The sequence below is a fragment of the Pseudobutyrivibrio sp. YE44 genome (genome assembly GCF_900104335.1).
Taxonomy (GTDB): Bacteria; Bacillota; Clostridia; order Lachnospirales; family Lachnospiraceae; genus Pseudobutyrivibrio.
The window spans coordinates 12,804-27,202 of record NZ_FMXT01000007.1 but is presented as its reverse complement, the minus strand read 5'-3'; the positions used below and the strand labels follow the sequence as shown (position 1 = coordinate 27,202).

General features: G+C 40.9%; 13 protein-coding genes. All 13 read left to right on the top strand.

Features of this window, described 5'->3' with window-relative positions:
* Positions 1-87: 87 nt before the first annotated feature.
* Positions 88-1,176 (top strand): PucR family transcriptional regulator, encoded by a 1,089-nt coding sequence (locus tag BLR54_RS10465; protein ID WP_090420701.1) that lies wholly within the window; start codon positions 88-90, stop codon positions 1,174-1,176.
* 22 nt (positions 1,177-1,198) lie between these two features.
* Positions 1,199-1,879, top strand: a complete 681-nt coding sequence (ftsE, locus tag BLR54_RS10460; protein ID WP_090420698.1) for a cell division ATP-binding protein FtsE — start codon at positions 1,199-1,201, stop codon at positions 1,877-1,879.
* Positions 1,869-2,777 (top strand): permease-like cell division protein FtsX, encoded by a 909-nt coding sequence (ftsX, locus tag BLR54_RS10455; protein WP_090420696.1) that lies wholly within the window; start codon positions 1,869-1,871, stop codon positions 2,775-2,777. Before ftsE ends, ftsX begins: the two co-directional genes overlap by 11 nt.
* 73 nt (positions 2,778-2,850) lie before the next feature.
* Positions 2,851-4,146, top strand: a complete 1,296-nt coding sequence (locus tag BLR54_RS10450) for a S41 family peptidase (protein WP_090420694.1) — start codon at positions 2,851-2,853, stop codon at positions 4,144-4,146.
* A gap of 152 nt (positions 4,147-4,298) precedes the next feature.
* Positions 4,299-5,436, top strand: a protein-coding gene (gene prfB / locus BLR54_RS10445; RefSeq protein WP_143008432.1) for a peptide chain release factor 2 whose coding sequence is annotated in 2 segments (ribosomal slippage) — positions 4,299-4,373 and positions 4,375-5,436 — 1,137 coding nt in all. Because the reading frame shifts where the segments join, the coding sequence is not laid out codon by codon here.
* Positions 5,437-5,631: 195 nt separating this feature from the next.
* On the top strand, positions 5,632-6,075 hold the full coding sequence (locus tag BLR54_RS10440; protein WP_090420688.1) for an ACT domain-containing protein: 444 nt from the start codon (positions 5,632-5,634) through the stop codon (positions 6,073-6,075).
* Positions 6,076-6,079: 4 nt separating this feature from the next.
* Entirely contained in the window at positions 6,080-7,276 is a 1,197-nt protein-coding gene (locus tag BLR54_RS10435; protein ID WP_090420685.1) for a homoserine dehydrogenase, read from the top strand.
* Positions 7,277-7,424: 148 nt separating this feature from the next.
* Positions 7,425-8,027 (top strand): bifunctional phosphoserine phosphatase/homoserine phosphotransferase ThrH, encoded by a 603-nt coding sequence (gene thrH, locus BLR54_RS10430; RefSeq protein ID WP_090420682.1) that lies wholly within the window; start codon positions 7,425-7,427, stop codon positions 8,025-8,027.
* Positions 8,028-8,404: 377 nt separating this feature from the next.
* Positions 8,405-8,983: a glycerol-3-phosphate responsive antiterminator gene (locus BLR54_RS10425; protein ID WP_090420680.1), complete on the top strand. Its 579-nt coding sequence runs from the start codon at positions 8,405-8,407 to the stop codon at positions 8,981-8,983.
* A 67-nt stretch (positions 8,984-9,050) separates the two neighbouring features.
* Positions 9,051-10,550: a glycerol kinase GlpK gene (glpK, locus tag BLR54_RS10420; RefSeq protein ID WP_090420677.1), complete on the top strand. Its 1,500-nt coding sequence runs from the start codon at positions 9,051-9,053 to the stop codon at positions 10,548-10,550.
* A gap of 213 nt (positions 10,551-10,763) precedes the next feature.
* Entirely contained in the window at positions 10,764-11,486 is a 723-nt protein-coding gene (locus BLR54_RS10415; RefSeq protein WP_090420674.1) for an MIP/aquaporin family protein, read from the top strand.
* A 183-nt stretch (positions 11,487-11,669) separates the two neighbouring features.
* Entirely contained in the window at positions 11,670-13,127 is a 1,458-nt protein-coding gene (locus BLR54_RS10410) for an NAD(P)/FAD-dependent oxidoreductase (protein WP_090420907.1), read from the top strand.
* Positions 13,127-14,389: an NAD(P)/FAD-dependent oxidoreductase gene (locus BLR54_RS10405; RefSeq protein ID WP_090420671.1), complete on the top strand. Its 1,263-nt coding sequence runs from the start codon at positions 13,127-13,129 to the stop codon at positions 14,387-14,389. The genes BLR54_RS10410 and BLR54_RS10405 overlap by 1 nt, the downstream gene beginning before the upstream one ends.
* Positions 14,390-14,399 lie beyond the last annotated feature (10 nt).

The following is a 14,399-nucleotide window of genomic DNA, read 5'->3' as shown; positions in this document are numbered from 1 at the left end:
TAGAATAAGCATAGATTATGTGAATTTGTATGCAAAATGAGGTTTTTTGATTGTTTATATTGCATAGATTAGCAGGAGGTATTCGATATGATTTCGAATCAAATTATGCAAAATACTTTGGAGGGATTACATCAGCTCACTAAGATTGATTTAGCTGTAATGGATTCTGATGGGGTAATGTGTGCAGCTACCTTTGGTGACACTGCTCAGTATACAGATGCAGTTGCAGTATTTGCAGCTTCAGAGGCTGAGAGCCAGGTGGCATTAGGCTGTCATTTTTTCAAAGTTTTTGATGATCAGCAGTTGGAGTTTGTTGTACTTGCCATTGGTGACAATGAGCAGACTGCTACAGTAGGAAAGATTGCAGCATTCCAAATCCAGGAGTTGATGATTGCTTATAAGGAACGTTTTGATAAGGATAACTTTATCAAGAACTTACTATTAGACAATCTTCTTCTTGTAGACATCTACAATCGTTCAAAGAAGCTCCATGTTGGTATTAATGCCAGACGTGTAGTTATGATTGTCGAAGTGGGCCCTGAGAAGGATGGCGATGAGCTTGATAGGGTTCGTTCAGTATTTGGTGGAAAGAACAAAGACTTTGTCACAGCTGTTGATGAGCGCAATATCATTGTTGTTAAAGAGTTGGGCGAGAACGATGGCAATAACGAAATCGACAAGATTGCTGCAGTTATCATCGACGCTTTCCATGACAAGGAAGACAAGCATGTCAGAGTTTCTTATGGTACAGTAGTTGGAGAAATCAAAGAGGTTTCTCGTTCTTACAAAGAGGCTTCTATGGCTATGGACGTTGGTAAAATATTCTTTAGCGACCAGAGTGTTATCGCTTATTCACAGCTTGGAATTGGTCGTCTTATTTATCAGCTTCCTATACCACTTTGCAAGATGTTTATTTCAGAGATTTTCGAGAATAAGTCACCAGATGATTTCGATGATGAAACACTTGTTACTATTAGCAAGTTCTTTGAAAATAGCTTGAACGTATCTGAGACATCTCGTCAGTTATATATACACAGAAATACTCTTGTATATAGACTTGATAAGCTTGAGAAGAGCACAGGTCTTGACTTGCGAGTTTTCGAGGATGCTATTACTTTTAAAATCGCCCTCATGGTAGTAAAATACATGAAGTATATGGAGAGCGAAAAGTTCTAATAGTTAGAAATGAGGTATTGTAGTGATTAGATTAGATCATGTTAGCAAGTCCTATGAGGCTGGAAAACCAGCTTTAGAGGATGTTACTATTCACATTGATCCAGGTGAGTTTGTTTTTGTAGTTGGTGATAGTGGTTCTGGTAAGTCCACTCTTATCAGACTTCTCCTCAAGGAGCTTGAGCCAACCAAAGGCAAGATATATATAAATGGTCAGGATTTAAAGAAGGTTACCCACAAAAAGATTCCTATGTATCGTAGAAATGTTGGTGTTGTCTTCCAAAACTTCCGACTTCTTCCAGATAGAAATGTTTATGAAAATGTGGCCTTTGCCTTAAAGGTAGTTGAATCTTCCAATAGAGAAATCAAAAAGAAGGTTCCTACAATGCTTTCATTGGTTGGTCTTGCCGCAAAATATAAATCAAAACCTAGCCAGCTTTCCGGTGGAGAGCAGCAGAGAGTAGCCATTGCAAGAGCTCTTGTTAATGAGCCAAAGATTATCCTTGCTGATGAGCCTACTGGAAATCTTGATAGCGACAACACATGGGAAATTATGCGTCTCCTTGACGAGATTAATCAGAGAGGAACTACAGTTGTTGTAGTTACTCACAACATGGAGATTGTCAGAGCTATGAATAAAAGAGTTATCACCATAAAGAAAGGCGTGGTAGTTAGCGACGTTGGAGGTGATGACTATGAAGATTAGTACACACATCTACAACATAGGTCAGGGCTTAAAGAATGTATGGAGAAATAAAATGTTCTCTCTAGCTTCAATCGCTACAATGACCGCTTGTATATTTTTGTTTGGTATTTTTTATTCACTTGGCACCAATTTCCAGTCGATGGTAAAAAGTGCTGAGGAAGGTGTAGCTGTTACAGTATTCTTCGACGAAGGTCTTTCACAAGATAGAATCGATGAAATTGGTAACGAGATCAAAAAGAGAGTAGAAGTATCAAGTTACAATTATGTTTCTGCAGATCAGGCCTGGGAAGATTATCAGAAGGAATACTTCGGTGATAATCCTGATTTAGCAAAGGGCTTTGAGGAGGATAATCCTCTTGCAAATTCTGCAAACTACGAAATCTATCTCAATGATGTTTCAATGCAGCCAACACTTGTGTCTTTCCTTGAAAAGCTTGATGGTGTTAGAAAGGTTAACCAGTCAGAGGTAGCAGCAAAGACTCTTACAGATATTAATAAAGCTATTACTATTGTTTCAATGGCTATTGTCATTATTCTTTTGGCTGTATCTGTATTCTTGATTAGTAATACTGTTATGGTTGGTATCTCAGTTCGTAGAGAAGAGATTGCAATCATGAAGCTTATAGGCGCGAAGGATGCATTCGTCAGAGCTCCTTTCGTAGTGGAAGGTATTTTCATTGGACTTATTGGTTCAATTATTCCGCTTGTGCTTTTGTTCTTTATTTACGATAAGGTTGTAAAATATGCTAGTGAGGAATTCAATTTCCTCAGCAATATGGTTTCCTTCATTCCAGTGGAAACAATCTTTAGAACTCTTATTCCAATTTCATTGTTGCTTGGTATTGGTATTGGTTGGGTTGGTTCCCGTGTAACCTTACACAAGCACTTGAGAGTTTAGTTAAAACGTGCCTTGGCGTAAGCTAAGGCACTTGCTATATAAGCAAATTTTTGCGCACATAAGGAGGCATAAAATGTACGACGAAACAGAAAAGCAGGAGCCACAGGAGGTTTCTGAAGAATACACTTATGTATATGATGAGGGCGCTGAAAAGCCTAAGACTAAAAAATGGCCTATATTTTTAGCGGCTATTATTGGTTTAGCGGTAGGTTGCGCAGCAACACTTGGAGTTGGCTTGGTGCTTGTGGGAAGCAGGCTTACTTTTAAGGACCAGTCATCAGAACAGGTGCTTGAAAATCTTCAAGAGGGTGATAGTTCTGGCTCAAAGCTAAGCACTATTATTTCTTACATTGAGAATTTCTATTATAAAGATGTAGATGCAGATACCTTGGTAAAGGGTGTATACAAGGGTATAGTTGAAAGCTTAGATGATCCTTATTCAGAGTATTATACTGCAGAGGAATACAAGGATTTAATGACAACCTTAACAGGTAACTATGCAGGAATTGGAGCACTTCTTCAAAAGAATCCTCAGACAGGAGAGGTTACAATTACAAAGGTATACGCGAACACTCCTGCTGAAAAGTCTGGGTTACAAAACGGAGATAATATCATTTCAGCTGATGGCTTTTTAGCTACAGATGAGGAGCTTGATACCTTCGTTCAGCATATCCGCGGCGAGGAAGGAACAGATGTTAAGCTTGTTATTTCTCGAGATGGAAAGGAACAAGAAGTTGTTTGTACCAGAGCTTCTATCTCAACTCCAACTGTTGAGTATCAGATGCTTGATGGAAATGTTGGTTATATTGTTGTTTCTCAGTTTACTGAGAACACAGCTGACGATTTCAAGGCAGCCTTCCAGGATTTGGAAAGCCAGGGAATGACTTCAGTAGTCTTTGATATGAGAAATAATGGTGGTGGACTTCTTGATTCTGTAGTTGAAATGCTTGATTACATCCTTCCAGAGGGCACAGTTGTTTACACTATGGACAAGCAGGGGAACAGAGAAGACTTCACATCAGATGATATCCACAAGAAGAATATTCCAATGGTAGTCCTTGTAAATGAGAACACTGCTTCAGCTGCAGAAATTTTTACAGGTGCTATTAGAGACTTTAAATATGGTACAATCATTGGTACTAACACTTTCGGTAAGGGTATTGTTCAATCTACTATCCCTCTTACCGATGGTTCAGCCCTTAAGTTGACCACACAGACTTACTACACTCCAAGTGGCGAATGTATCCACGGAACAGGTATCAAGCCTGATATCGAGCTTGAGTATGAGTTCCAAGGCGGTGAGGACGACGCATACAGCGTTGATCTCGACAACCAAATCCAAAAGGCGTTGGAGGTATTGCGTAAATAGGGCAAGAAATTATCTGGCTACTTATTTATAAAATGTAAGCCTGTAGCTATCTAGCTCTGAGTGTTACTCCAGCGAAGCTTTCTATAGCTGAGCTGAGTAATATCTCAGGCTTGAGAGCGTGACAGGCGTAGAATTTGAAAAGAGGTGATTTCGTGATAGAACTTGATCAGTTCAAACTGCGACTTACGTCGCAAAAAAATTCTATGACGGAAGTGAGGGATTCACTTTGACGTCGCAGCAAAGAAAGCACGCATAGAAGAGCTTGAGCGTGAAATGGAAGCTCCAGACTTTTGGACAGATGCACAAGTATCAACTGCCAAAATGAAAGAGCTAAAATCCATGAAGGACGATGTTGCTGTTATAGATAAGCTTGAAGACTTATATAAAGAAATAGAGGATTATATTGAGCTTGGAAACGAGGAAGAAGATCAGGAAATCGTTGATACCGTAGCGCTTCTTATTGAAGAGTTCGAAGGTGATTTGGAAAATCTTCGTATGAAGACTTTACTTTCCGGCGAGTATGATTATGATAATGCTATTGTCACCTTGCATTCAGGTGCAGGTGGAGTTGAGGCTTGCGACTGGGTTCAGATGCTATATAGAATGTATAGCAGATGGGCTGGTGATATGGGCTTTTCCCTTGAAGAGCTTGACTATCAGGAGGGTGATGAAGCAGGAATAAAGTCTGTAACCTTCCAGGTGGATGGAGAAAATGCCTATGGCTATCTAAAATCTGAAAAGGGAATTCATCGTTTGGTTAGAATTTCTCCTTTCAATGCGCAAGGTAAGCGTCAGACATCCTTTGCTAGCTGCGATGTAATGCCTGATATCGAGGAAGATGTAGATGTAGAAATCAAGGATGAGGATATCAGAATCGATACCTATCGTTCATCAGGTGCCGGTGGTCAGCATATTAACAAGACCAGCTCGGCTATTCGTATCACTCACTTCCCTACAGGCATTGTTGTAACCTGTCAGAATGAGCGAAGCCAGTTCCAAAACAAGGATAAGGCGATGCAGATGTTAAAGACAAAGCTTCTTCTTTTAAAACAGGAAGAAAACGCTGCTAAAGCCAGCGGCATCCGTGGAGAAGTTTCTGAAATAGGATGGGGCAATCAGATTCGTTCCTACGTCCTTCAGCCATACACAATGGTGAAAGATCTTCGTACAGGCGAAGAATCTGGTAATGCTGATGCTGTCCTTGATGGCAAACTTACACCATTTATGAACGCATATCTTAAATGGCTCTCCCTGGGCTGCCCAGACCGTGGAACAACCGTAGATGACTAAAACGTAATTCGTAATAGATAAAATTAAATATTTAATAAAATAAGCATTCCATAGAAATACTTGGTGGCGCGAGCAAGAAAGAAAAAATGGAATGCGTATATTTATACAAAACACTTGATTATAGGTAGTATTTAATGTTATCATCTTCTGAAAGCGCACAAATGTATTTGTGCGAAAGACACTTATGGAGGAGATATGGCAGAGAAGACTACCTATTTTGTTTTAAAAGAAAAGGCTGTACCTGAAGTATTGCTAAAGGTTGTTGCCGCTAAGAAGCTTATTGACACAGGGAAATGCGATTCTGTTCAAGAGGCTACTGAGAAGGTTGGCATTAGCCGTAGCTCATTTTATAAGTACAAGGATGACATTTTCCCATTCCACGAGGATACAAAGGGAAAAACAATCAATATGGTCATCCAATTGGAAGATGAGCCAGGAATTCTATCTAGTGTGCTAGATGAAATCGCTCATTTCCGTGTGAATATTTTGACTATACATCAAAGTATTCCGGTTAACGGCTTCGCCACCCTCACTATTTCGGTGGATGTGTTGGAAGATTCAGGAGATTTTTCTGATTTGGTCAACGCTATAGAAACTGTTAACGGTGTTCATTATGTAAAAATATTAGCAAGGGAGTGACAGAATGAAAGCAGCAATTATGGGTTACGGAACAATAGGTTCCGGTGTAGCAAAGGTTCTTGATACTAACAAAGAGGTTTTGGCAGAAAGATTGGGAGAGCCATTAGAGCTAAAGTACATTCTTGATCTTAGAGATTTTCCTGGAGATCCACACGAGGATTGCTTCGTTAAGGATTATAAGAAAATCGCTAATGATAAAGAAGTTAAGATTGTAGTCGAGACAATGGGTGGCGTTGAGCCGGCATTTACATTTGTTAAGGCTATGCTCGAAGCTGGCAAATCTGTTACTACATCAAATAAGGCTTTGGTTGCAGATAAGGGCGCAGAGCTTATGCAGATTGCAGAGACTAATAATGTAAACTTCGTATTTGAAGCTGCGGTAGGCGGAGGAATTCCTATCATCCGTACGCTTACAGCTTGTCTTACAGGTGATGTTATTGAGGAAATGGCTGCAATTTGTAATGGTACTACAAACTACATGCTTACAAATATGGAGCAGTATGGTAGTGACTACGTCGAGATTCTTGCAGAGGCTCAGGAGTTAGGTTATGCAGAGAAGGACCCAACTGCTGATGTAGAAGGCCATGATAGCTGCAGAAAAATAGCAATTCTTACATCTCTTGTTTCTGGCAAGAATGTAGATTTTAACGACATTCCTACTGAAGGAATTAGCAAGATTTCATCAACAGATTTCAAATATGCAAAGGCTATGGGAAGAAGCATTAAGCTTATTGCACACAGCAAAATGATTGGAAAGACCTATTCATGCCGTGTAGCGCCATTCTTGGTTAAGCCTGATAATATGCTTTATCACGTATCTGGCGTTATGAATGCTGTATCTGTAAAGGGAAATATGCTTGGCGAGTCTATGTACTATGGTGCAGGTGCTGGAGCTCTTCCAACAGCTTCAGCAGTGGTTGGAGATATGGTTTTCCTTGGCCGAAACCTTGATAAGCATATAAAAATTGGTTGGAGCGAGGAAAAGCTTGAGCTTGCAAATGCAAATGAAGAGAAATATAGATATTTCGTTAGAACTTCAGCTCTTCAGTCAAATATCGAAAATGAATTTGATGAAGTTGAATACGCAAATCTTGATTTAGATGAGGAAGTTGGTTTTATTACAAAGGAAATGACAGAAGCTGAATTCAATGAGCGCAAAGCAGCCCTTGGCGGTATTATTTCCGTGATTCGTCTATATTAATCGTAGATAATTTCAGAAGAAGTTTATTAATAGGGTGTTTAGATGAGCGGTAGACATCAAGCTCATAGATGTCTTAAGTGAACCTTTCTGTGGGTGAGCGAAGATATCTATGGCTTGTAGGCGTAACCGCGGATTTGGAGAATTTGTTATGTATATTACTTGCTTAGATTTAGAAGGTGTTTTGGTTCCAGAAATCTGGATTGCTTTTGCTGAAGCTTCAGGCATCCCAGAACTTAAAAAGACTACAAGAGACGAGCCAGACTATGACAAGCTTATGAATTATCGAATCGGTATCCTTAAAGAGCACGGTTTAGGACTTAAGGAAATCCAGGAGACAATCGCAAAGATTGATCCACTTCCTGGCGCAAAGGAGTTTTTAGATAAGCTTAGAGCACAGGGACAGGTTGTGATTATCAGCGACACATTTTCACAGTTTGCTGGTCCTCTTATGGAAAAGCTTGGCATGCCAACTATTTTCTGTAATGAGCTAGTGGTTTCCGATGATGGTGAGATTACAGGCTACAAGATGCGCTGCGATAAGAGTAAGCTTACGACAGTAAGAGCATTGCAGTCATGTGGTTTTGAAACAATTGCCAGTGGTGATAGTTTCAATGACTTGGCTATGATTGAAGCTTCTAAGGCTGGATTCTTGTTTAGATCTACTGAGCAGATTAAGAAGGATTACCCACAGTACCCAGCCTTCGAAGAGTATGATGATTTATATGATGCAATTGTTGAGGCTCAGGTGTAGGGAACAATTTAAATATCAACTAATAAAAAGCACGTTTCGAAAACGTGCTTTTTTTATTGGGCTATTATACTAATTATTGTGGATTATACAATGTGAACAATTTAACAATCCTGCAAATGCGCCGTATTATTAATTATATATAGTGCGAAAACTTATAAAGGATAGCAATTTTAGTTAATTATGTACATATAGTGTTTGTATTGTGAAAAAAATATGTTGATATTTACTCACATGTCGTGTATTATTTAACTAGTAAAGTTAATAAATGCCCGTGAGAGATGAGAATGTGGCTGCTTCAAGAGTTGGAGCTCTTGTGTGATTAGGCATGTTCTTTTTTTGTGCCTAAAAGCAATAGGGGGTATTGAGGAGTATAAGTAATGCACAGAGACTTCATCGAAAAGCTGGAGGCAAATCCAGTAATCGCAGCCATCAAGGATGACAAGGGATTAGAAAAAGCAGTTGCTACTGATTGTGAGATTATCTTCATTTTATATGGAGATGTGTGTACGATTCCAGGTATCGTGTCACGAATCAAGGATTCAGGGAAGATTGCAATGGTTCATCTGGATCTGATTACAGGTCTTAATAACACCAAAGAAATCTCAGTCGATTTCATCAAAAACAACACTCTTGCAGATGGAATTATTACCACCAAGGGAAATCTTATCGGAAGGGCAAAGGAGTTAGGGTTATATACAGTGCTTAGATATTTCGTGATTGATAGCATGGCTCTTGTAAATATTGAAAAGCAGGACCGACACGGAATAACTCAGCCTGACGTCATCGAAATTCTTCCTGGAATCGTCTTACCAAAAATCATTAAGAAGGTTAACCAGGTAAGTAGGGTCCCTGTTTTGGCAGGCGGACTTATCAGTGATCGAGATGACGTGATGAACGCACTTAATAATGGGGTGCTTGCCGTATCCACTACAAATGAGCAGGTATGGAAGCTTTAAGAGCGTTATTGATATAGCCACTCCTAGTATTAGCCAAAGCCAAAAAGGCAAAAAAGGAGGAGTAATAATGGCAAAATACGTAATGGCTCTTGATGCCGGAACAACAAGTAACAGATGTATCCTTTTCAACGAGAAGGGCGAGATGTGCTCAGTCGCACAGAAGGAATTCACACAGTACTTCCCACAGCCAGGTTGGGTTGAGCACGATGCTAACGAGATTTGGCAGACACAGCTTTCTGTAGCTCGTGAAGCTATGAGAAAGGTTGGCGCTAAGTCAGAGGATATCGCAGCAATCGGTATCACAAACCAGCGTGAAACTGTTATCGTATGGGATAGAGCTACAGGCCAGCCAATTACACACGCTATCGTATGGCAGTGTCGTCGTACAGCTGACTGGGCTGAGCAGATGAAGGGAAAAGTTCCTGGAATCGTTGAGAAGTTCCAGCAGAAGACAGGTCTTAAGTTTGATCCTTATTTCTCTGGTACAAAGATTCGTTGGATCCTTGACAATGTTGAGGGTGCACGTGAGAGAGCAGAGAAAGGTGAGCTTTGCTTCGGTACTGTAGATTCTTGGTTAATCTACAAACTTACAAAGGGCAAAGTACACGTTACAGATTACTCTAACGCATCAAGAACATTATTATTCAACATCAACACTCTTGAGTGGGATGATGAGCTTTGCCAGATTCTTGACATTCCAAAGAGCATGCTTCCAGAGGCTAAGCCTTCAAGCTGTATCTATGGTGAGTCAGATCCAGAATTCTTTGGTGGTCCTATCCGAATCGCTGGTGCTGCTGGTGATCAGCAGGCAGCTCTTTTTGGACAGACATGTTACAAAGAAGGCGAGGCAAAGAACACATACGGAACTGGTTGCTTCATGCTTATGAACACAGGTGAGAAGCCAATATTCTCTAAGAATGATCTTCTTACAACCATCGCTTGGGGATTAGATGGAAAGGTTACATACGCACTTGAAGGTTCTGTATACGTTGCTGGTGCTGCTATTCAGTGGCTCCGTGACGAATTAAAGATTGTAGATTCTTCACCAGACTCAGAGTACTTCGCTACTCGTGTTAAGGACACAAATGGTTGCTACGTTGTACCTGCTTTCACAGGTCTTGGTGCTCCATATTGGGATCCATACGCACGTGGAGCTATTACAGGTCTTACACGTGGTGTTAACAAATATCACCTTATCAGAGCAACACTTGAGTCTCTTGCTTATCAGACATATGATGTTCTCCATGCTATGGAGCTTGATTCTGGAAAGCACCTTACAGCTCTCAAGGTTGACGGTGGTGCATCAAACAACAACTTCTTGATGCAGTTCCAGTCTGATATTATCAACACTGACGTTCTTCGTCCAAGCTGTGTTGAGACAACAGCTATGGGTGCTGCTTACCTTGCAGGTCTTGCAGTTGGATACTGGAAGAGCAAGGAAGATGTTATCCAGAACTGGTCAGTTGACCGTGAGTTCAAGCCAGAGATGACAAATGCTGATAGAACAGCAGCAATCAAGGGCTGGAACAAAGCTGTTGCAGCTACTCGTGGTTGGGCTAGAGAGTAGTAGCGTGCGTCGTAAATACAAATTGAACAATAAGCACCCTTCATAATTTAAGAGAGTGTTTGCATTATTAACATGAGCTAGTAGCTGACAAGCTCTTAGATTACTTTAGCGAGACGTGTTAGTCGAGCGGAGTAATACTAAGGCTTGTAAGCGTAACTAGCGGGTTGTGGAGGTAGTGCTATTAAATTATTTTAAAGTAAGGGGGAAATTTTTATGTCAGTTTACGTAGGCGAGTTTATAGGTACAATTTTACTTGTATTACTCGGAGATGGAGTTTGCTGTAACGTTTCTTTAAACAAGTCAGGCTTTAAGGGCGGCGGAGCTGTTCATATCCTTATTGGTTGGGGAATGGCAGTTATGGTTCCTGCATTTGCGATGAGCAATTTCACAGGATGCCCATCAGCATTCAACCCTGCAGTTACAATCGGCCTCGCTATCAGAAGCGGTGACTGGAGCACAGTTCCAGGACAGATTGTTGCTCAGATGCTTGGCGGTTTCGTTGGCGCTGCTATCCTTATGTGCTTATATCATGATCACATTAAAGAGACAGCTGACGACGCAGTTGTTAGAGGATGCTTCTGTACAGCACCTTCTATTCCAAACCAGGTACTCAACTTCCTTTCAGAGTTCGTAGCTACATTCGTACTCGTATTCACACTTGCTCTTATTCCTGCAGGTGAGGATCGTACAGTTTGGGTACTTGTTTACGGCGTAATCGTTGCTTGTGGTGCTTCATTCGGTGGTCTTACAGGATACGCAATGAACGCAGCAAGAGATACAGCTCCTCGTATTGCATACCTTTGCCTTGCACCAAACTTTGGTAAGAAAGATGGCAACTGGAGCTACGGTTGGATTCCAGCAGTTGCACCTATCTGTGGTGGTGTTGTAGCATCCCTTCTTTACAACGCACTTGCAGCTGCTCAGATGTTTGGTTAATAAGTGACCTACACTTATCAAAATGCATTAGTTATTCAGTATTCAATACTGAAACCATTTTAAAACTTTATTATTGATACACTGAGGATTGGAGTCGGTATTGAACGCATGTTGAGATGCGTTTACTTACCGACTCCTTCTTTACTTAGTAATAGAAAAATTAAGTTAGGAGAAAAAATTATGTTGTATGATGTCATAATCATAGGCGCAGGCGTTTCTGGTAGCGCAATTGCAAGGGAACTCTCACGTTTCGAAGCTAACGTCTGTGTTCTTGAAAAATGTGAGGATGTATGTGAAGGTACATCAAAAGCTAATTCAGCAATTGTTCATGCAGGTTTTGATGCTGCAGCCGGTTCATTAATGGCAAAATTAAATGTACGTGGAAATGAGATGATGGACGACCTCTGCCGTGATTTGGACATTCCGTTCAAGAGAAATGGCTCAATGGTTGTTTGCATCCATAAGGAAGCACTTCCAGGACTTCAGGATCTCTATGACAGAGGTGTTAAGAACGGTGTAAAGGATTTAAAGATTCTTACTCGTGAAGAAGCTCTTGAGATGGAGCCAAATCTTTCAGATAACGTGGAAGGAGCATTATATGCACCAACTGGCGGTATTATCTGCCCATTTAAGCTTTGCATTGCTATGGCAGAAAACGCAAATGTAAATGGAGTTGACTTTAGATTTAATACTAAGGTTGAAAATATTGAAAAAGATGAAGATGGATTATGGCACATTCGCACCAATAATGGTGAGTATGTTTCTAAATATGTAGTTAACGCAGCAGGTGTTCACTCTGATGAAATCCACAACATGGTTAGCAAGGCAGATGACAAGATTGAAATCATCCCACGTCGAGGTGATTATTGTCTTCTTGATAAAGAGGTTGGCGGACACGTTAGTCACACAATCTTCCCACAGCCTACTAACCTTGGTAAGGGTGTACTCGTATCACCTACTGTTCACGGCAATCTTATCGTTGGTCCAACAGCTATTGATATTGAAAACAAAGAAGGAACAAACACAACAGCTGATGGCATCAATGACTTAATCGCAAAAGCAAATGATCACGTAAAGAACCTTCCAATGAGAAAGGTTATTACATCCTTTGCTGGCCTTCGTGCACACGAAGCACGTCATGAGTTTATTATCGGTGAAGTTGATGGCGCTCCACACTTTATTGATTGCGCAGCTATCGAGTCACCAGGACTTACCTCAAGCCCAGCTATCGGTGAGATGGTAGGAAATATGTTAAAGGATATGATGGGTCTTACACCAAAGGCTAACTGGATTAGCACACGTAAGGATGTTATGAACCCAGCAGATCTTTCAGTGGAAGAAAGAAATGAGTTAATCAAGAAAAATCCAGCATATGGTAACATCATTTGCCGCTGCGAATCTATTTCAGAGGGAGAAATTCTTGATGCAATTCATCGCCCATTAGGCGCTCGTTCTCTTGATGGAGTTAAGAGAAGAACACGTGCAGGAATGGGAAGATGCCAGGCAGGTTTCTGTTCTCCAAAGACAATGGAAATTCTTCACAGAGAGCTCGGCCTTGAATATGAAGAAATTACAAAGAGCGGTGGTCGCTCTAATATCGTTTTAGAGCGCACCAAAAATCAGAAGGGAGGCGAGCAGTAATGTTGAATTATGATATTGTTATTGTTGGCGGCGGTCCAGCAGGTCTTGCAGCTGCTGTTGCAGCAAGAAATGCTGGTGTAGATAAGATTCTTATTTTAGAAAGAGATAAAGAGTTAGGTGGTATCCTTAACCAGTGTATCCACAATGGTTTTGGTCTTCACACCTTCAAAGAGGAGCTTACAGGTCCTGAATATGCATACCGTTTCATTGAGAAGGTCCTTGATGCAAAGATTGAATACAAGCTCAATACAATGGTAATGGATATTTCAAATGATAGAGTTGTTACAGCTATGAGCCGTGAGGATGGCATGTACCAGATTAAAGCGGGCGCAGTTATCCTTGCCATGGGATGTCGCGAGCGTCCAAGAGGAGCCTTAAATATTCCTGGCTACAGACCAGCTGGTATTTTTTCAGCAGGTACAGCTCAGCGTCTTGTAAATATCGAAGGCTACATGCCAGGCCGTGAGGTTGTTATCCTTGGTTCTGGTGATATCGGACTTATCATGGCACGTCGTATGACACTTGAAGGCGCTAAGGTAAAGGTCGTAGCAGAGCTTATGCCATACTCAGGCGGTTTAAAGAGAAATATTGTTCAGTGTCTCGATGACTTTGGCATTCCACTTAAGTTGTCCCACACAGTTGTTGATATTGAGGGCAAGGAGCACCTTACAGCTGTTACAATTGCAGCAGTTGATAATAAGGGTAAGCCAATCCCTGGCACTGAGGAAAGATACACTTGTGATACTCTTCTTCTTTCTTGCGGACTTATTCCTGAGAATGAACTTTCAAGAACAGCAGGTGTTGAGATGAGCCCTATCACAAGTGGTCCTGTTGTAAACGAGTCTCTTGAAACAAACATCCCTGGTGTATTTGCTTGTGGTAACGTTCTTCATGTACATGATCTTGTTGATTATGTTTCTGAGGAAGCTGATAGAGCTGGCCAGAATGCAGCTAAGTTCGTAAAAGGCGAGCTTTCTGATGGGGCAGCGGATATTGAAATCTTTGCAACAGATGGCGCACGCTACACAGTTCCATCTACAATCAATGTAGATAGAATGGATGACAAGCTTACAGTCCGTTTCCGTGTTGGCGCTGTATATAAGGATTCTTATGTAAGCGTATACTTTGATAATGAAAGAGTAATGCACAATAAGAAACGTATCATGGCACCAGGTGAGATGGAGCAGGTTATCCTTCTTAAGGATACGCTTGCTGAAAAGCCAGGCCTAAAGAAGATTACAGTAAAGATTGAAGCAGAGTAATTAGGGGGTA